14 protein-coding genes and 2 pseudogenes are annotated in these 17820 nt (G+C 70.0%); 9 read left to right on the top strand and 7 right to left on the bottom strand.

Annotated features, from left to right (window positions below):
* Positions 1-46: 46 nt before the first annotated feature.
* The 4 genes from ITI46_RS16295 to ITI46_RS16280 form a co-directional block, all read right to left on the bottom strand.
* Positions 47-2998 (bottom strand): NHLP bacteriocin export ABC transporter permease/ATPase subunit, encoded by a 2952-nt coding sequence (locus ITI46_RS16295; RefSeq protein WP_372451974.1) that lies wholly within the window; start codon positions 2996-2998, stop codon positions 47-49.
* 67 nt (positions 2999-3065) lie between these two features.
* A complete protein-coding gene (locus ITI46_RS16290; protein WP_247746080.1) occupies positions 3066-5183 on the bottom strand; it encodes an NHLP family bacteriocin export ABC transporter peptidase/permease/ATPase subunit in 2118 nt (705 codons plus the stop codon).
* A 212-nt stretch (positions 5184-5395) separates the two neighbouring features.
* On the bottom strand, positions 5396-6202 hold the full coding sequence (locus ITI46_RS16285; RefSeq protein WP_209240283.1) for a biotin/lipoyl-containing protein: 807 nt from the start codon (positions 6200-6202) through the stop codon (positions 5396-5398).
* Positions 6203-6423: 221 nt separating this feature from the next.
* On the bottom strand, positions 6424-6639 hold the full coding sequence (locus tag ITI46_RS16280; RefSeq protein WP_209240282.1) for a type A2 lantipeptide: 216 nt from the start codon (positions 6637-6639) through the stop codon (positions 6424-6426).
* 465 nt (positions 6640-7104) lie between these two features.
* Here ITI46_RS16280 and ITI46_RS16275 point away from each other — a divergent pair, with 465 nt between their 5' ends.
* From ITI46_RS16275 to ITI46_RS16245, 7 genes are all read left to right on the top strand, one after another.
* Complete coding sequence (locus ITI46_RS16275) at positions 7105-8208, top strand: sialidase family protein (RefSeq protein WP_209240281.1); 1104 nt, start codon at positions 7105-7107, stop codon at positions 8206-8208.
* Positions 8209-8228: 20 nt separating this feature from the next.
* Positions 8229-9035, top strand: a complete 807-nt coding sequence (locus ITI46_RS16270) for a TrmH family RNA methyltransferase (RefSeq protein WP_209240280.1) — start codon at positions 8229-8231, stop codon at positions 9033-9035.
* Between the two features lie 169 nt (positions 9036-9204).
* Positions 9205-9609: a hypothetical protein gene (locus ITI46_RS16265; protein ID WP_209240279.1), complete on the top strand. Its 405-nt coding sequence runs from the start codon at positions 9205-9207 to the stop codon at positions 9607-9609.
* Positions 9610-9622: 13 nt separating this feature from the next.
* A complete protein-coding gene (locus tag ITI46_RS16260; protein ID WP_209240278.1) occupies positions 9623-12010 on the top strand; it encodes a DUF6571 family protein in 2388 nt (795 codons plus the stop codon).
* Between the two features lie 9 nt (positions 12011-12019).
* Positions 12020-12619 carry a hypothetical protein gene (locus ITI46_RS16255; protein ID WP_209240277.1) on the top strand — a complete coding sequence of 200 codons (600 nt, stop codon included), beginning with the start codon at positions 12020-12022 and terminating at the stop codon, positions 12617-12619.
* 106 nt (positions 12620-12725) lie between these two features.
* Positions 12726-13439 (top strand): NADPH-dependent F420 reductase, encoded by a 714-nt coding sequence (gene npdG / locus ITI46_RS16250; protein WP_209240276.1) that lies wholly within the window; start codon positions 12726-12728, stop codon positions 13437-13439.
* Positions 13440-13474: 35 nt separating this feature from the next.
* Positions 13475-14185, top strand: a complete 711-nt coding sequence (locus ITI46_RS16245) for a hypothetical protein (RefSeq protein WP_209240275.1) — start codon at positions 13475-13477, stop codon at positions 14183-14185.
* Positions 14186-14388: 203 nt separating this feature from the next.
* On the opposite strand, the pseudogene ITI46_RS36285 reads toward ITI46_RS16245, so the two are convergent.
* Positions 14389-14592 (bottom strand): annotated as a pseudogene (locus tag ITI46_RS36285) (DUF8817 family protein); the annotation flags it as partial.
* Positions 14593-14662: 70 nt separating this feature from the next.
* Positions 14663-14866 (bottom strand): annotated as a pseudogene (locus ITI46_RS36280) (DUF8817 family protein); the annotation flags it as partial.
* Between the two features lie 154 nt (positions 14867-15020).
* On the opposite strand from ITI46_RS36280, the gene ITI46_RS16240 reads away from it, so the two are divergent.
* Together ITI46_RS16240 and ITI46_RS16235 are read left to right on the top strand one after the other, a co-directional pair.
* Positions 15021-16499: an MFS transporter gene (locus ITI46_RS16240; protein ID WP_209240274.1), complete on the top strand. Its 1479-nt coding sequence runs from the start codon at positions 15021-15023 to the stop codon at positions 16497-16499.
* 80 nt (positions 16500-16579) lie between these two features.
* Entirely contained in the window at positions 16580-16780 is a 201-nt protein-coding gene (locus ITI46_RS16235) for a hypothetical protein (RefSeq protein WP_209240273.1), read from the top strand.
* 45 nt (positions 16781-16825) lie between these two features.
* On the opposite strand, the gene ITI46_RS16230 is transcribed toward ITI46_RS16235, so the two are convergent.
* On the bottom strand, positions 16826-17623 hold the full coding sequence (locus tag ITI46_RS16230) for a site-2 protease family protein (protein WP_209240272.1): 798 nt from the start codon (positions 17621-17623) through the stop codon (positions 16826-16828).
* Positions 17624-17820 lie beyond the last annotated feature (197 nt).

Below are 17820 nucleotides of genomic sequence, written 5' to 3'. Positions count from 1 at the left end.
GCGGAAGACCGAAAGCCGCAACCAGCCACAACGTCCTCCGCGACAACTACCGCTGGCGCCTCACCAGTTCGTGGAAGAGCCCTCCCGTGTCGGCGAGCAGCGCAGCAGGTGCGCCCTCCTGCACGACGCGGCCCTGGGACATGACGATGACGCGGTCCGCGTCCAGCACGGTGGACAGCCGGTGGGCGATCACCACCCGCGTGGCGCGCAGCTCCCGCGTGGACTCGGTGACCACCCGCTGAGTCTCGTTGTCCAGCGCGCTGGTCGCCTCGTCGAAGAAGAGCAGCCGGGGGCGGCGCACCAGCGCCTGGGCGATCATCAGCCGCTGCCGCTGGCCGCCGGAGACGGTGCCGCCGCCGTCGGAGAGCATGGTGTGCATGCCCATGGGCATGGCCTTGATGTCGTCGGCCACCCCCGCCATCCGCGCCGCCTCCCACACCTCGTCCAGCGGGAAGGTCTCCGCTCCGCAGATGCACTCCAGGATGGAGCCGGCGTGCGGCTGGGCGTTCTGGAGGACGACTCCGCACTGGCGGCGCACGGCTGCCTGGTCGAGGGCCGCGAGGTCCTGCCCGTCGTAGCGGACCTCCCCGGAGGTGGGCCGGTCGAAGCCGATCAGCAGTCGCAGCAGCGTGGACTTGCCGCAGCCGCTGGCCCCCACGATCGCCACGAACTCCCCGGGTTCCACCCGGAAGGAGACCCCGTCCAGCACCAGCGGCCCGTCCTCGGAGTAGCGGAAGGTGACATCCCGCGCCTCCAGCGCGCCCGTGAGCGTGCCCGGCTGCACGCTGCCGCCCCGCACTTCGGGCAGCTCGTGCAGCACCGGCTTGATCTGCTCGTACATCGGCAGCACGGCGGCGCACGAGATGAGCGCGTTGGTCAGCTGGGTGACGGACGTCAGCAGCATCGTCATGGCCGTGGTGAAGGTGAGGAATCCGCTCGGGGACAGCGCGCCCCGCGCCGGTCCTGCCAGCAGGACGAACAGCAGCAGCGTCGCCAGTGGCAGATAGACGGCGTTGACGACAGTGCTCAGATTGCGGATGCGCCCGGCGCGCCGCTGCAGCTCCCTGCTGCGGGCGAACTCCTTGGCCCAGGCCGCGTAAGCGAACGACTCGGCCGCTGCGACGCGCAGCTTCGGCAGTCCGCGCAGTGTCTGGAACGCCTGGTTGTTGAGCTTGTTGTTGAGCTTGACCAGCCGCCGCTGCCAGCGCAGCTGCCACAGCCCGGTGGCGGCGAACACGGCCGCGACGACCACCAGGATGCCGAGCGCGGCGAGGGCGAGCTGCACGCTGTAGGACAGCAGCAGCACGAGGTTGACCGCGGCGACCGTGCCGGACTGTACGACGATGGAGCTGATCCCGGACAGCACCCGCCGGATGGCGCTGACCCCCATGGCGGCGCTGGCCAGCTCCCCGGTGGAGCGCTCGGCGAAGAACCGGGTCGGCAGCCGCAGCAGCCGGTCCCACACCGCCGGCTGCAGACTGGCCTCGATCCGTCCCTCCAGCCGCAGCAGTGCGGTGTTCTGCAGCAGCATGAAAGCCGCCGCCACCACGGCGGCGCCCACGACGGCCGCCGCCGCCTGCACGATGAGGCCCTTCTCGGCGTTGGGCACGTACTCACCGAGCACCTGCCCGGTGGCCACCGGCACCAGCGCGCCGAGGCCGACCGCGACCAGCCCGCCCAGCGTGAGGGTGAGCAGGTCGCCGCGGGCGCCGTGCAGCGCGAAGCGCAGCAGCCGCCGGGCCGGCAGCGGCTTCTCGGGCAGCGGCCGGTAGAACATCATGGCGCGGGGCGCCAGCGTGCCCGCGTTCGACCTGCCCAGCCGCCACCGGCTTCCGCTGCCGGGCTGTACGGCCTCGTACCGGCCGCGCCGCCACAGCAGCGCCACCGGCGCACCGCTCGCGGCGCGGTAGCCGACCAGCGGGCCGGTGTTCTCCTTCCACCAGTCGCCCGACAGCTTCACCGCGCGTGTGCGCAGCCCGGAGGTGACGGCGAGCCGCTCGACGGGGTCCATCCGGTCGTCGGAGGTGAGCCCTTCCGAGGGCAGCCGCAGGGTGACCCCGGCCGCCTCGGCGACCGCGCGGCACACCGCGACCGTGCTGTCGTCCGACGCCTGGCCACCGGTGCCGCCGCGCGCCGACTTGTCGATCGACGCGAGCAGCGCCTCGTCGGCCTCGGCACGGACGGTCTCGCCCGCCTCCATGCCGGCCGCCGTACGGTCCTCGTGGGCGCGCTCCAGCCGCTCGATCCAGCGGTCCAGGGTGAACAGCAGCCGGGAGAGCTGGTCGACCATCAGCTGCCAGGTCGTGGCGTCGATCAGCAGCTCGGTCGTGCTGCCGTACCGCACGCCGCCCGGCGCTATGGGCATCCACAGGATGTCGTCGTCGGTCGCCGGCGCCTCGTGGTCCCCGTGACCCTCGTGCCCCGGCTGCCCGTACTGCCCGCTCAGCGGCGCCTCGAACAGCACCCGCAGCCCCCGCCCGACACCCCGCGTGAAAGCGTCCTCCAGCGGGCCGGGCACGCCCCCCTGCCCCCACGGGCCGGCCTGCGCGCCGTAGGCCGGGTACGCGCCGCTGTCGTACGCCGGGTAGGAGCCCGTGTCGTACGCCGGGTAGGCGCCGGAGTCGTACGCGGGATACGCGCCGCTGTCGTACACCGGGTACCCGCCCGTGTCGTAGCTGCCCGCTCCGCCGTGCCCCGCGTAGCCGCCCTGCGCGTGCTGCGGGTGCAGCTCCCACAGCGGTATCCGGCGCAGCACCCCGCCCCGCACGGGTCGTCCGACCAGGGTGTGACGCGGTCCTGCGACCGGGCCCAGCAGCAGGGTGCCCGCCTCCAGCCGGCCCAGGAAGTGCCAGTGGCCCTGCCCGGCGACGTCCACCGCGAACACGTCCATCGCGCCCTCGGCGACCAGCCACAGCACCTGCGGGCCCTCCAGCCCCAGGCCGCTGCCCGGCGCGTGGGTCACCGCCTCGCCGAGCTGCCCGAAGTGGGCGACCACCACGTCGGTTGCTGCGGCGCCTGACTGCACGGCCTCGCCGGTCGAATGCGGGTACGTCACCTGAAGTTCCTCAGTGCTCCTTGACCAGTCGGGCGTACGGGCCCTGCGTGGCGAGCAGTTGTTCGTGCCGCCCCCGCTCCACCACGGTGCCGCGGTCCAGCACCACGATCTCGTCGCTGTCCCGTACGGTGCTCAGCCGGTGCGCGATCACCACGCAGGCGCAGCCGCGCCGCCGCAGGTTGTCGATGATGACCGCCTCGGTCTCCGCGTCCAGCGCGCTGGTCACCTCGTCGAGTACGAGAATGCTGGGCCGCCGCACCAGTGCGCGGGCGATCTCCAGCCGCTGCCGCTGGCCGCCGGAGAAGTTGCGGCCGTCCTGCTCGACGCGGCTGTGCAGGCCACCGGGGCGCCGCGCGATGTCCTCGTACAGCGCCGCGTCCCGCAGCGCCTCCTCCACCGCGTCGTCGGGGATGGAGGGGTCCCACAGCGCCACGTTGTCCCGCACGGTGCCCTCGAAGAGGAACACGTCCTGGTCCACGAAGGAGACGGAGGCCGCCAGCGCGCCGCGCGGCAGGTCCTCCAGCCGCTGCCCGTCGATGCGGATGACCCCCTCCCAGGGTGCGTACAGGCCCGCGAGCAGCCGGGAGACCGTCGACTTGCCGCTGCCCGAGCCGCCGACCAGCGCGATCTGCCGCCCCGGGCCAACGGCCAGCGAAAGACCGGACAGCAGCGGCTTGTCCAGCGGGTTGTAGCCGAAGGTGACGTTCTCCAGCGTCACGTTCCCGGCCAGCCGGCGGGTGCTGGCGGGCGGTTCGCGGCGGGTGTAGAGCGGGTCGGCGGGGAAGGTCTCCACGTCCTTGAGCCGGGCGACGTCGGCGGCGAAGTCCTGGATGCGGCCCGCGACCGAGTTCAGCCGGGTCAGCGGCGCGGTGAAGCTGGTGACCAGTGCCTGGAAGGCCACCAGCAGCCCGGCCGTGATGGCGCCCTCCACCGCGCGCATGCCGCCGATCAGCAGAATCACGGCGCTGTTGAGCGTGGCCAGCGTCGGCGCGACGACGGCCAGCGCCGCGCTGGGCACCCCGAGCCGCTGCTGTACGTCGAGGGTGGTGGCGTGCTGGCCCGCCCAGCGGCGGAAGTAGCCGTTCTCGCCGCCCGTGGCCTTCATCGTCTCGATGAGCTGGAGGCCGCTGTAGGAGGTGTTGGTGAGCTTGGCCCGGTCGGCGCGCAGCTTCTGCGTCCCGGTGGCCCGCAGCCGGATCACCACCCGCATCGCCACGACGTTCAGCAGGGCCATCCCGACGCCCACGAGGGTCAGTTGCGGGTCGTACGTCCACAGCAGCACCGCATAGCCGACGACGACCACCGCGTCCACGCCCGCCGCCGCCAGATCCCTGGCCAGCGTCTCGGCCACCGTGTCGTTGGACTGCAGCCGCTGTACGAGATCGGCCGGGTTGCGCTGCGCGAAGAAGGTGACCGGCAGCCGCAGCAGATGCCGCAGGAAGCGGGCGCTGCTGAGCGTCGAGGAGATCAGCCTGGCGCGCAGCAGATTGCCCTGCTGCAGCGCCGTCAGCACGCCGGTGAGGAGCACGGCGGCGCCCATCGCGGCGAACAGCACATCCAGCAGCGAGTCCTGCCCGCCGAAGACGAAGGTGTCGATGTAGGTACGGCTGAGCGCGGGCACCGAGGCGCCGACGACGACCAGCAGGAAGCTGGCCACCAGTGCGGCCAGCATCGTCCCCGAGGTGCCGCGCAGCCGGGCGGGAAGCGCGCCGGTGACGCTCGGCTTGCGGCCGCCGCGCCGGAAGTTCTCGGACGGCGCGAAGGTGAGCACCACACCGGTGAAGGAGGTGTCGAACTCCTCCATGGGCACGAACCTGCGGCCGCGCGCCGGGTCGTTGATGTACACGCCGCGGCGGCCGAGGCGGCGGCCGAGGCCGTCGAAGACGACGTAGTGGTTGAACTCCCAGAACAGCACGGCCGGAGCGCGTACGTCGGCCAGCGCGGCGGGCTCCATCTGCATGCCCTTGGCCGTCAGCCCGTAGCTGCGGGCCGCCTTCAGCAGGCTGCTGGCCCGGGAGCCGTCCCGGGAGACGCCGCAGGCGATGCGCAGCTCCTCGAGCGGGACGTGCCGCCCGTAGTGGCCCAGCACCATGGCGAGCGCGGCGGCACCGCACTCGACGGCCTCCATCTGGAGCACGGTGGGGGTGCGTACGTTCCTGGGGCCGCGCTTGGGGCCGGTCCTGGGGCCGGTTTTCTTGCCTTTGGGCCCGGCTTTGGTCCGGCGTGCGGGAGGGGTGGGGGCTGGAGCGGCGGAGCGCGAGCGGTTCCGGCGGCGGTGCTGCTGCCGCTGTTGTCCCTGTCCCTGTCCCTGCTGCTGTGGCTGCTGGTCCTGCTGTGCGGTCACGGCAGCAGCCAGTCGACGGGCCGCTGGGCGGCGAGGTGGATGGCGCCGCTGACCGGCGTCGCGGACTCGGGCGCCGCGGGCGGCCCGCCGGCCCGGGACCACACGTACCCCGACTTGGTGGCCGACGAGCGCTTGAGCCGTACCTGGACCGCCAGCGGACGGCCCTGGCGGGTGAACTGCTGTGCCAAGTCCTTGTCTCCCAGGAAGCCGCTGATCTGCTGCCGGGTCTGCGGGGCCTGCCCGACGGCCTGCACGGTGCCGCGCAGCAGCCCGTACCGGTCCGTGGAGACGGAGCCGACGGTCAGGTCCACGGTCGCGCCCACCCGCAGCGTCGCGCCCTTGTCAGCGGGGACGTAGACCATCGCCACCAGCGGATCGTCGGGGCTCTTGACGCGCTCCACGGTCGCCACGTCAGCCCCGGTGGTGACCACGGAACCGACCTCGGCAGCCAGGGAGCTGACCCGGCCGCGTGCCACAGCGCGCACCGCCTGTACGCCCCGGTCCGTGCGCACGCTCACCACGGGCGCGTCCTTCTCGACCTGCTGCCCGGGCTTGGCGTGCACCGCGGTCACCTGCCCCGCGACCGGGCTCTGGAGGAGGTAGCTGCCCTGTGAATGGGTGAGCACGCCGGGCGCTGTCAGCTTGGACGACACCGTGCCGGTGACGGCCCAGACGCAGCCCGCCGCCATCACCACAAGTGTGACGACGAGTACGAGAAGGCCCTGCGGCCGTGCAAAACGTACCGGAACGTCGAGTTCTTCGGGCGATTGCAGCTTGGCAAGCGCCTTTTGCCGGAACTCCACGTCACCTTTCCTTACCTTTCCTTCACGCTTTGGTCTGCTACCGGTCACCGATATGGCGACAGCGGCGCATGACCGTAACACATAAGCCCCGGAACGGAGTTCCGGGGCTTATGCCTGGCCCGCGCCGACGGAATTCTTGAGCAGATCCTAGGAGGCGCGGGAAAGGTGTCGGTCAATGCCCCCGAGGGTCAGTCGACGACACCCGATTCCTGGGCGGATGCTCAGGACTGGACGCTCGCGGAGGCGCCGACGCTCGGGGCCTGCTCGGTGGCGACGCCGATGCCGGGCACGCCGAGGCCGCCGGCAACGCCGCTGGCAACGCCCTCGACGCCGCCGACGGTGTCGGCGACAGTGTGGAGCTGCTCGCTCACAACGCCGCCGGCAACGGCGTCCAGCTCGGCGTCGGCAAGTTCAGCGGTCTCGATCTGGTGACGCATGAATGCGTTTCCCTTCATTACTTTCGGGCTTATGAGGGGGACTCACCCCAGGCGGCGTGAAAATGCCGATCGGGGCGCTCATCAGTCGGGCACGGGCACACCCGGAAAACCGGACTAATTCGGAACCGGAAGCGGTCGTTCTGCCCGACTGCTTGAAGAGCGAAACACGCCGGTGCAGCCATCCGCCACTTGAGGGTCCACTCGTCTCAAGATCTCCACATGGTGCACCGCCTGGTGAAGAGTCAGCACACCCCCGACTCCTTTGTGTCGCCCGTCGCGGACGTGTCGCCCGTCGCCGACGCGTTCCTTCCGCCCTCCGCCGCCGCGTTCCGCCGATCCGCTCCGCACACCCGGCCCCGGCCCCGTCTCCGTTCCCGCCGCGTGTTCTTGACGGCCCTCTGCGGGCTGCTTACCGTGCGAACCAGGACAAGGGACGTTCTACATCCGGCAGTTGGGAACCGCTCGATGCCGTACGAGAGCTCCGTACCGTTCCGCGCCGGAAGCGAGGGCTACGCCAGCTTCCGCATCCCCGCCGTCGTCCGGGCGCCCGACGGCGCCCTGCTCGCCTTCGCCGAAGGGCGGCGCGACTCCGCCCAGGACAGCGGCGCCATCGACATCGTCGGCAAACGCTCCACCGACGGGGGCCGCAGCTGGGGCGCCCTGTCCGTCGTGGCCCGCTACAGCGACGAGGACGGCGACGGCGCCGCCCAGGGCACGGCGGGCAACCCCGCCCCCGTCACCCTCGCCGACGGCCGCGTCCTCCTCGTCTTCGTACGCAGCGCGGCCGACGCCACCGAGGAACGCATCCGGCGCGGTGAGGTCGGCGACGCCGAAGGGCGCCGCGTCTGGACGCAGTTCAGCGAGGACAACGGTGCCTCCTGGAGCGCACCCCGCGACATCACCGCCGCCGTCAAGAAGCCCGACTGGCGCTGGTACGCCACCACACCCGGCCACGCCCTCCAGCTGTCCTCCGGCCGGATCCTGGTCCCCGCCAACCACTCCACCCCGCCCACGCTCCCCGGCGACGACGGCACCGAGGGCCGCTACAACGGCGGCCACGACCTGCTCAGCGACGACGGCGGCGCCAACTGGCGCATCGGCTACGTGGACGACAACCCCGACGGCTGGATCAACGTCAACGAGACCACCGCCGCCGAACTGACCGACGGCACCGTCTACTTCAACACCCGCAACGACTCCGACGCCCCCGCCCACCGCGCCGACGCGCGCTCCACCGACGGCGGCGAAACCCTCACAGCCCCCTTCGCCCCCCAGGACAACCTCACCGCGCCGGTCGTCGAAGCCTCCGTCCTCCAGCTCCGCGACCCCGACGTCCTCCTCTTCTCCGCACCCTCCCGGCCCGACACCCGCTATCGGATGTCCGTACGGGCCAGCACGGACGGCGGCACCACCTGGCGCGAGGCACACACCGTGGACGACCGGCGCGCCGCCTACTCCGATCTGGTCCGCGCCGACGAGGAGGCCGTCGGGCTCCTCTACGAGACGGGCCAGGACAGCGCCTACGAGACGATCACCTTCCGCCGGATCCCCGTCACGGAGCTGGCCTGACCCCGGCTACCCTCGGGCGAATGCCCCGAGCCCAACGGATCACCACCCGCAACGCCCGCTTCCAGCAGTGGCAGGCCCTGCTGACCAACCGCACCAAGCGGCAGCGCTCGGGGGAGTTCCTGGTCCAGGGCGTACGCCCGATCACCCTCGCCGTCGAGAGCGGCTGGCCGCTCAGCGCCCTGCTGTACGCGGAGGGCCGCCGGCTGTCCGACTGGGCCCGCGAACTGCTCGACTCGCCCGTGCCCGGCGAGCGCGTGGCCATGGCGCCCGCGCTCCTCGCCGAGCTGAGCGAACGCACGGAGGGCGACGCCGAACTGGTGGCGGTAGCCCGGCTGCCCGAGGACGATCTGTCCCGCATCCCGGTCGGCCCCACCTTCCTCGGCGTCCTCTTCGACCGCCCCACAGCCCCCGGCAACATCGGCACCCTCATCCGCTCCGCCGACGCCTTCGGCGCCGACGGGCTGATCGTCACCGGGCACGCCGCCGACGTCTACGACCCCAAATCCGTCCGCGCCACCACCGGTTCCCTCTTCTCTCTCCCCGCCGTCCGCGTCCCCTCTCCCCGCGAGGTCGACGACTGGCTTTCCATCCACCGCCACATCACCCTCATCGGCACCGACGAACACGGCGACACCCCTCTCTACGACACCGACCTGACCGGCTCCGTCCTCCTCCTCGTCGGCAACGAGACCACCGGCCTCAGCTCCACCTGGCGCCACCGCTGCCACCACACCGCCCATATCCCCATGCACGGCACCGCCTCCTCCCTCAACGCCGCCAACGCCGCCACCGCAGCCCTGTACGAGGCGGCGAGACAGCGGCGTTGACCACGTGCAGTGCGGGGCCGGTAAAGTGTTCGCTTTGTTGCAGTCCGCTTACGCGTGATGGCGGCGGGTTGCCAAGTGGAAGAACACGGGGGATCGAGCGTCAACGAATGCAGGGGGGAAGGCATTGTCCTTCGAGGAAGAGCGGAGCCACGCCGGAGCATCCGCACGTATGCAACTCGACGGAGCACCGCACAGCCCCGGGGGGAAGGGGAGGGACGGCGCGGATCTGTCGGTGGCCCCCTCGGACAAGCGCGCGGCCGCACGCTACATCGAGACGGACCTCGGCCCGGCCGCGGTACGTGAGGGTGGGCAAGCCGTGATGGCGTCGACCAGTGTGTTCGGCAGCAGCAACACGACACCGGGAGAGCTGCGGGGCTGGGACACCAGGAAGGGACTCGACTTCTGCCTTGAGCGGTGGGACGCGGCGTGGAAGAAGGCCACCAACCGGCTCAGAAGCGAGATGCACGCTCTCAACGCGACAAAAACCCACTTCCAGAACCAGGAAGTGGACCGCGTCCGAGGCTTCAACAGGGTACTGACCCCGCCGAGCAGCAGCCGTCTCAACAACCTGTGACAGGTGGACTGTCATGGAGCTGACCTACCACGACATCATGAACGCCAATTTCTCCGCTCTCACGGAGACCGCCAAGAACTGGCGGGCGATGGCGAAGCGTTGCGGCACATTGCGGGACAACTACCGCGACCACGTACGCAAGAAGGTCACCGGCTGGGCAGGTGAGTCCGCGACCGCCTTCTGGACATCCTCGGACATCACGCTCCACGAGCTGTCCGCAGCGAAAACCCAGGCGAACCGGATCGCCGAACTGCTGGACGACGCGCACGGTCGTCTTGTCGAGGCACGGAACCATCTGAAGAAGGTCCGCGATCAGGCCGTCCACGAAGGCGGCATGAAGGTGGATGAGTACGGCAAGTGCAACCTCGACACCAGTGAGATGACGGACGAGGAAGCGCAAGGCGCGCTACACGACCCCAGCCGTATGCACGCGGAGGACAAATGGAACCGCCGCATCCAAGAGGCGGTCAAACACGTCGACGACGTCGACTATGACAACATGTTGGCGCTCAAGGCTGCCGCGAAGGACACGGACGGCAAGGGCGAGTCGGGTGGCTTCAACAGCAAGGCAGTCGGCGACGTCGAGAAATACACCGCCAAGCGCTCAGCAGATTTGGCCGGCCGCCTCGACTCCCTGAAGGAAGGCGGTGGCCTGAGCGCGAGGGAGCGCCATGAGCTCCAAGTGATGCTCCGCGAGAACGCGGATGACAAATATTTCACCCGCACCATGCTCAACTCCCTCGGACCGCAGGGCCTGATCGATGCCACAAACCACTTGAACGCGCTGGCTTACCGCACGGACAAGGGACATGAGTCGCAGTACCTGGGCCTGGAAAAATCACTGGCCAACTCCCTGGCGACGGCTACCCGGGTGCCGGTTTTCCGGGACGGCGACGGCAAGAAGATCGCACTGAGCTCCCCGGAATACGGCAAGAAGTACGCGGCATGGCTGCACAGCAAGGACGGTGCCTTCTACGGCGAGTGGCGCAAGGGCATGCGTAAGGCTGGGGCCGAGGAATGGTCGCTCGAGCTGCGGGAGGCGAGCGGGATCGGTAGCAGTTCGTCCTACGGTCGCGGCTATCAGAGCCTCGCCACGCTGATGAAACACGGCGACGGCTACTCTCCGCAGATGCTCTATGACCTGGGCGATGACATCCGGTCAGCCGAAGAAAAAGACCCGAATATTTGGGACCACGCCGGCTTCGGGAAGAACACCCCGGCCGGTAGCGGTCTCCCCGAAATGGCGGGCGAACGTTTCGCGAACGACCCTTATGACGAGATTCTGAAGATTATGTCCAAGGACCCGGATACCGCAGCCGGGTATTTGGATCCGGCCTCGGACGCGGACCCGACCGATGGCAAGGTCGAAAAGAACGACCGTCTCGAATACCTCGTCAAGGACCGTGACTGGAAGATCGTGGACACAGACGTCCACAACGAGAACGATCAGCTCGACAGGCACGCTCGGGAAGGCTTCGAGGCCGCACTCAAGGCCGGGGCGACGGGACGTCTCCCCGACGCGGTCGCCTCCGCGACGCTACCGGAACACTCCGCCGCCAACGCGGGGGTGATGGAGGAAGCGGTGCGGGTGTTCGGCGGGCCGGTGCAGAAGGGAGAGATCTCTCCGATTTCCAAGGACGGCGACTTCGTTGGTTTTCGGCGCACGCTCGCGGAAATGATCGCGGATTACCCGGGTGATGTGCAGCGCGAGACGTACGGCGACAACTACCTGAAAGTTCGGGGGCACGCCGCGAATTTCGATTCCGGGGCGATGCACGAGTACTTGAACCAGGTCGCGCGGGATCCATACGGGTACGGCGTGGTCAAGACCTCCCAGCAGATGTACACCGTTGACCACCTTCGGCATGTGATCAATAACCTCCCACCGGGGGCCGACGCGAGCGATGTCCGCGACTATGCGGGCGACGCGGTTTCCGGCGGGGCCTATGTGTCAGGGATCCTCAGCGAAGCGAAGGCGGACGCGCTGTACGACGACAAAATTGCGGAGGCTAGCGACTTCAACAAGAAGGCGGACGAGGCCAACAAATGGGTGAACCGATTTGTTGGCCTGGGAGTCGGAGATTTTGGGGCAGTCCAGGCCAGTCCTCCGGCGGGATGGGCTCGGGAGGACTTGAATTCTGCCATTATGGAGCAGATCAAGAAGGACGTACCGGAGCAAGCCGCCAAGGCGGAAGGTCAGGGGAAATACAATTTCGCAGAAACTCAAAACCAGACTCGAGAGTTCTATCGGGAACTGGCGGAAAGTGCGAGTCGAGCGGCCGGATTGGATCCGGATATTCGTAAGGCTGTAGAGGCTGGTGTGCGAAATGAATCCATTGACGGTTTTCAGGCTGGTTCCGGAACGACGCGTTCCCATGGAAGTACAGGACCCACGGGATAGGGTGTACTTGTGAAGAGCATCTCGTGCGGTGAGGGGAATCCCAGGGTACTCGCCTTCCTTTTCTGTTTTATGATGATGCTTACGGCTTGCAGCAACGCGCCGGAACGTGAGTACCGAGTCCCTCGGAGTTTGTGCGGACTGTCGATCCCAGAGAAAAAGTATGCTCCGTTGTTCGGGCCGGGCGAGAAGATCCGCCGGGACGACGACCGCGAAAAAATGGGGAGCATGAAGGTCTACACCCAGGGCTGTGACTATTTCGTAGACGGGGATCACACCGTTTCCGTCTCAGGGGGATGGGCAGAGGTGAACGACAAAGCCGCTCCCTCGACGCCTGCTGAGGCGATCAAGTGGCACAACACCCGGGACAAGCCAAAGAAATACCCGGGCACCTACGATGTGGCCACCTGGCAGAACGGGGCAGTTGCCGCAATCGACTGTCCTCGTCCGCGCGGGGACGAGGACGCGTCGTTCACCAGGTACCTCATCGACATCTACGCCGACGACACCCCTCTCAACGACGACCCTGAGCGCGGGCACAAAGTGTTCGGTCAACTCGCCCAGGTGGTCATGGCCAAGGTCGTGAAGAAGCTCCGATGCGAGACGGGTTGAGCCGCACGTAACTCCGCCGGACAGCGGCACGTGACCGGCCGGTAGTGATCGTCTTCACGTCGGCGAGCAGCGGCGGCTGAGGGCGTCGGATGGCAGGATGCGGCGTATGACTTCTGCTGCCTCTTCCGCCGCCAATGCCAGCGCGCCCAAGAAGGATCCCTGGGAGCTGCCCGATGTCTCCGGGATGCGGGTCGGGGTGCTCGGGGGGACCGGGGACCAGGGGCGTGGGCTGGCGTACCGGCTCGCGCGTGGCGGGATGAGCGTCACCATCGGGTCGCGGGCCGCCGAGCGGGCGCAGCAGGCGGCCGGGGAGATCGGGCACGGGGTGCGGGGCGTGGAGAACGCCGAGTGCGCCCGGGAGTCCGACATCGTGATCGTCGCCGTCCCGTGGGAGGGGCACGCGAAGACGATCGAGTCGCTGCGCGAGGAGCTCGCGGGCAAGCTCGTCGTGGACTGCGTCAATCCGCTGGGCTTCGACAAGAAGGGCGCCTACGCGCTGGTGCCGGAGGAGGGCAGTGCCGCCGAGCAGGCCGCAGCCCTGCTGCCCGAGTCGCGGGTCACCGCCGCCTTCCACCACCTGTCCGCCGTGCTGCTCTCCGACCCGGAGGTCGAGGAGATCGAGACCGACGTGATGGTGCTGGGCGAGGTGCGCGCCGACTGCGAGATCGTGCAGGCGCTGGCGGCCCGTATTCCCGGTATGCGCGGCGTCTTCGCCGGACGGCTGCGCAACGCGCACCAGGTGGAGTCGCTGGTCGCCAACCTCATCTCCGTCAACCGGCGCTACAAGGCGCACGCGGGCATCCGCCTCACCGACATCTGAGACCGGCAGCTGAGGGACGGGAGCGGCGGCACACGGTGGGGGAGCGGAAGATCCCCGGTGGCGGCTGGACGGTCGCCGTCGTGGTGGCGGCGGTGCTCGCCAGCTGCTCGCAGCAGGCCATGGACGAGAGCCGGGGCGGGGACCGGGGCGGCGACCGGAGCGAGCAGCAGCGGTCCGCGCCGCTGAGCGTGGCCGCCGTCGAGCGGATGGCGGCCCGGCCCGGTACGGACTGCCCCGTCCACTACGACCTGGCCGGCGCGGCGCGGGCCGCAGGTGTGGCGGGCGCCGGCGCTGTCGAGGCCCGCTCCGTCGAGGGGGAGCGGCCCGACGGCGCGGACTCACCACTGGCTCAGGCCGGCGGCGCACTCGTCGACTGCGGCTACCGCCTCGGCGAGGAGCGGATACGCCTCTTCACCGTCGCCGTCACCAAGGGCACCGCCGTCAATGTGCTGCTCCCGCAGATCCAGCACGACGCCGCTCTCTCCATGGACGCCCTCCTCGCATACGCGGACCGGGCGCGGCGGGCGAAGCGCGGCGAGCCACTGCTGACCTCCACCGGGAACGTCGCCGCCGTCCGGCTGCCCACCGCGGGGGACGGCGACCTCGCGCTCGTCCTCAGCATCGGCAAGCACCACACGCGGCTCTCCCGCGACCAGGTCACAAAGCTGGCCACCCACCTGGCGGACCAGGCCCGGAGCCAGGCGAGCGCCCGGGGGAGCCGACCTCCCGAGCGCAGCGCAGGGTAGACGCGCCCCGAAGGGGCGCGGGGAACTGCGCGAGTACCACACTTGCCCGCAGCCCGCCGGACCTCGGCCAGGGGGCACCCCCTCCCCTGCACAGGGAAGGGGGCCAAGTCCCCCGGGACCACACACCTGGCGCCGCAACTCCGCAAGCCGACCAAGTCGTCGGACACCCCCTCCCGTTCCGCCGCACCAAGGCCCTCAGCGGCGGCGTCGGCCCGCGCCAGTGCCGCGTCCGCGGTTGCCGTGTCGCCGATGCGCCCCGCGACATCCGCGCGCAGTACCAGCAGGCGGAGCAGCTGCACGGGCGTGGGCCGCTCGTCCGGCAGGTCCAGCACCCGGTCGATGATCTTCGCCGCGCCCGCCGGGTCCTCCTTGGAGTCCCCCAGGAGGGACGCGTGGTGCAGGGCCACTGGCGAAGGTCTCGGCAAGGGCGGGCCGGTGGTGCGGGTGGTCGCTCGTCGGCTGCCCGATGCGTAGGTAGTTGCCGCCCGGATCGGTCAGCAGGAACTGCCGTACGCCGTACGACGTGTCCCGTAGTGCACCGAGCCGCGGCAGCCCTCGGGTGGGGGATTCTGCCGTACGTCGCTGCTTGAGCCCGGCCCGGAAGGTTCCGTAGAGCCCGTCGACGTCGTCGGTGCGGATATAGCAGGTGCTGTACGACTCCGTCGGCTCGTACTGCTTCATCCCGAAGAACTGGAGCTGTATGCCGCCGCGCCGAACTGCCGCGTACGGGTTGGGGCTGGTTCCCATCCCCCCCCCGGACATGCGCGGCGCACAGCCCGCGCCCATCATGGGGTGAGCGGTGATCGGCCAGGGGGCGCGCCCGCCGGGAGGCACGATGGCACAGCAGCCCGCACCCGCCGGGCGGGCCGGGGCGAAGTCGGATGAGGACGCGTACACACCGGACCCACGGCGCTGGAAGGCCCTGTCGGTGTGTCTCCTCGTCGGCTTCATGTCGCTGCTGGACGTCTCCATCGTGAACGTCGCGCTGCCGGCCATCGAGAGGGGGCTGGGCGCCACGGAGTCCGCGCTCTCCTGGGTGGTGTCCGGCTACGCCCTCACCTTCGGCCTCGTCCTGGTCCCCTCGGGCCGGATCGGCGACGCGCTGGGCAGGCGTACCGCCTTTCTCGGCGGTCTGGTGCTGTTCACGGTCGCCTCCATGGCCTGCGGTTTCGCACAGGGCTCCGGCTGGCTGGTGGGCGCCAGGCTGCTCCAGGGCGTGGGCGGCGGACTGGTGATGCCGCAGATCTCCGGCATGATCCAGCAGCTGTTCCGCGGCGCCGAGCGCGGCAAGGCGTTCGGCATGCTCGGCTCCACCATCGGTCTGTCCACCGCGGTCGGCCCGCTGCTGGGCGGGCTGCTCATCCAGGTGTTCGGCGCCGGTGAGGGCTGGCGCTGGGTGTTCTTCGTCAACCTGCCCATCGGCATCATCGCCTTCCTGCTGGCCCTGCGCCTGGTGCCGCGCGCCTGCGCCGAGCGCGACACCGAGCACCGGCACACCCTCGACCCGTTCGGGGTGCTGCTGCTGGGCGCCGGTGTGCTCAGCGTGATGCTGCCGCTGGTCCAGGAACGGCAGTGGCCGGGGCAGGGCAAGTGGCTGCTGATCCCGCTGGGCGCGCTGCTGCTGGGCGGCTTCGTGTGGTGGGAGCGGATCTATCTGCGCCGCGGCAGCGAACCCCTGGTCGACCTGCGGCTCTTCAGGGACCGCTCGTACTCGCTGGGGGCGCTGCTGGGGCTGGTGTACTTCGCGGGCTTCACCACCATCTTCTTCATCTTCACGCTCTTCCTGCAGAACGGGATGCGCTACACCGCCCTCCAGGCCGGGCTGACGCTGACCCCCTTCGCCATCGGCTCGGCGGTCTCCGCCGCGGTGGGCGGCCGGTTCATCACCCGGGTGGGCCGCCCGCTGATCGCCGTCGGCCTGCTGCTCGTCCTGATCGGCCTCGGGGGAGCGGCGCTGGCCGTGCACGAGGTGCAGAACAGCAGCGTGGGCTGGTCGCTGGCCGCCCCCATGCTCTGCGCGGGCCTCGGCTCCGGGCTGGTGATCTCCCCCAACCAGACCCTCGCGCTGCGTTCCGTGCCCGTCGCGCAGGGCGGCGCTGCCGGCGGGGTGATCCAGACCGGCCAGCGGATCGGCGCCGCCGCCGGGATCGCCGCCGTGGGCGCGGTCTTCTTCGCCTGGCTCGCCAGCAGCCACAACTGGGCCACAGCGCTGGATTACGGGCTGCTCACCGCCGTGTGCTTCGTCGCGATGGCGCTGGCGGTGGCCGTCGCCGACGTCGTCTACGGGCGCCGCGCGGCACGCCGGGAGGCGTGAGGGAGAATGGCCGGTGCACCCTTGTCCGCCGCAGTGCACCGCACTCCCGAGCGCACCGCACTCCCGTTGGAGACCGAGCCATGCCAGCCCTCACCAGCCGCATCCCCAAGGGCCTCGCCCTGTACGCGACCGTCATCTGCGTCCTCGCCGCCGTCGCAGCCGTGGTCTCCTTCGTGAACGGCAGCTGGCTCGGCATCGTCTGGGTGCTGCTGGCGGGCCTGACCTCGAACATGGCCTGGTACTACCACCGCCGCACGGCGCGGGCCCGGGCCGCGGAGTAGCCGAAAGCGAGGGCTCAGGGCACGGGAGCCCAGGACATGGGCCCCTCACGGCAGCAGCACGTTCTGGGGTTCGCCCTCCCAGAAGCGGAAGTACTCCAGGCCGAGGAAGGTCTCCGGCTCCGAGACGTCCATGCCCCGCAGCAGCCCGTCGATGAGCCCCCAGAACACCTCGTTGACCTGCGGAATCCACAGGCAGCCGAAGACGATCAGCAGCCCGAACGGAGCGAAGGGCTCCGCCTGCTGCCGGACACGCGGCGAAAGCCAGGGTTCGAGTATCCCGAAGCCGTCGAGCCCGGGAACCGGCAGCAGGTTCAGCACCGCCGCCGTCACCTGCAGCAGCGCGAGGAAGGCCAGGGCGCTGCGGAAGGCGACGGGCACGTCCCGCATGGAGTCCAGCCAGAACGGCGCCGTGAGCACGGCGGCGAACAGCGCGTTCGTCAGCGGCCCCGCCGCCGAGATCACACTGTGCTTCCAGCGGCCCCTGATCCGGCCCCGTTCGATGTAGACGGCCCCGCCTGGCAGCCCGATGCCGCCGAGGATCACGAAGATCACCGGCAGCACGATGCTGAGCATGGCGTGGGTGTAGTGCAGCGGGTTGAGCGTCAGATACCCCTTCGCGCCCACCGACACATCCCCCGCGCTCAGCGCGGACCGTGCGTGCGCGTACTCGTGCAGGCACAGCGAGATGATCCAGCCGGAGACGACGAAGAAGAAGACGGCCACACCCGTCACCTCGGCCCAGCCGGCCCATACGGCCCAGCCGGAGACCGCCATGATCGCGACGAGTCCGAGGAAGACCGGGCTGATCCGGTGATGGTCCGGGTGGGTCGCTGCGCTGGTCATGGAGCCAGACCGTACCGGCAGCTGCCCGTACCCCGCGAACCCCGCGCACGATACGGGCCGTTGGTACGCGAGCGCGCCATTGGCCCGTAGTGGCCGCCTTGAACGTATCGCCGCCGCGTCGTCAGCCCCGTGGGACGGCAGGGACCACAGGGACAGCCGCAGCCCCCTGCTCCCCCGGGGGCGTCGGCACCGACTCC

Source organism: Streptomyces oryzae (assembly GCF_017676365.1).
GTDB lineage: Bacteria > Actinomycetota > Actinomycetes > Streptomycetales > Streptomycetaceae > Streptomyces > Streptomyces oryzae.
Note: the sequence above shows the minus strand (reverse complement) of the source record. Positions and strands in the feature narration are given on the sequence as shown.

What these genes read in the sequence shown, in the direction of transcription:
- ITI46_RS16290 (WP_247746080.1), bottom strand. Translation starts at nt 5,183, where the DNA reads ATGGAGGCCGTCGAGTGCGGTGCCGCCGCGCTCGCCATGGTGCTGGGC.
- ITI46_RS16280 (WP_209240282.1), bottom strand. Translation starts at nt 6,639, where the DNA reads ATGCGTCACCAGATCGAGACCGCTGAACTTGCCGACGCCGAGCTGGAC.
- ITI46_RS16275 (WP_209240281.1), top strand. Translation starts at nt 7,105, where the DNA reads ATGCCGTACGAGAGCTCCGTACCGTTCCGCGCCGGAAGCGAGGGCTAC.
- ITI46_RS16270 (WP_209240280.1), top strand. Translation starts at nt 8,229, where the DNA reads ATGCCCCGAGCCCAACGGATCACCACCCGCAACGCCCGCTTCCAGCAG.
- ITI46_RS16265 (WP_209240279.1), top strand. Translation starts at nt 9,205, where the DNA reads ATGCAACTCGACGGAGCACCGCACAGCCCCGGGGGGAAGGGGAGGGAC.
- ITI46_RS16260 (WP_209240278.1), top strand. Translation starts at nt 9,623, where the DNA reads ATGGAGCTGACCTACCACGACATCATGAACGCCAATTTCTCCGCTCTC.
- npdG (WP_209240276.1), top strand. Translation starts at nt 12,726, where the DNA reads ATGACTTCTGCTGCCTCTTCCGCCGCCAATGCCAGCGCGCCCAAGAAG.
- ITI46_RS16240 (WP_209240274.1), top strand. Translation starts at nt 15,021, where the DNA reads ATGGCACAGCAGCCCGCACCCGCCGGGCGGGCCGGGGCGAAGTCGGAT.
- ITI46_RS16235 (WP_209240273.1), top strand. Translation starts at nt 16,580, where the DNA reads ATGCCAGCCCTCACCAGCCGCATCCCCAAGGGCCTCGCCCTGTACGCG.
- ITI46_RS16230 (WP_209240272.1), bottom strand. Translation starts at nt 17,623, where the DNA reads ATGACCAGCGCAGCGACCCACCCGGACCATCACCGGATCAGCCCGGTC.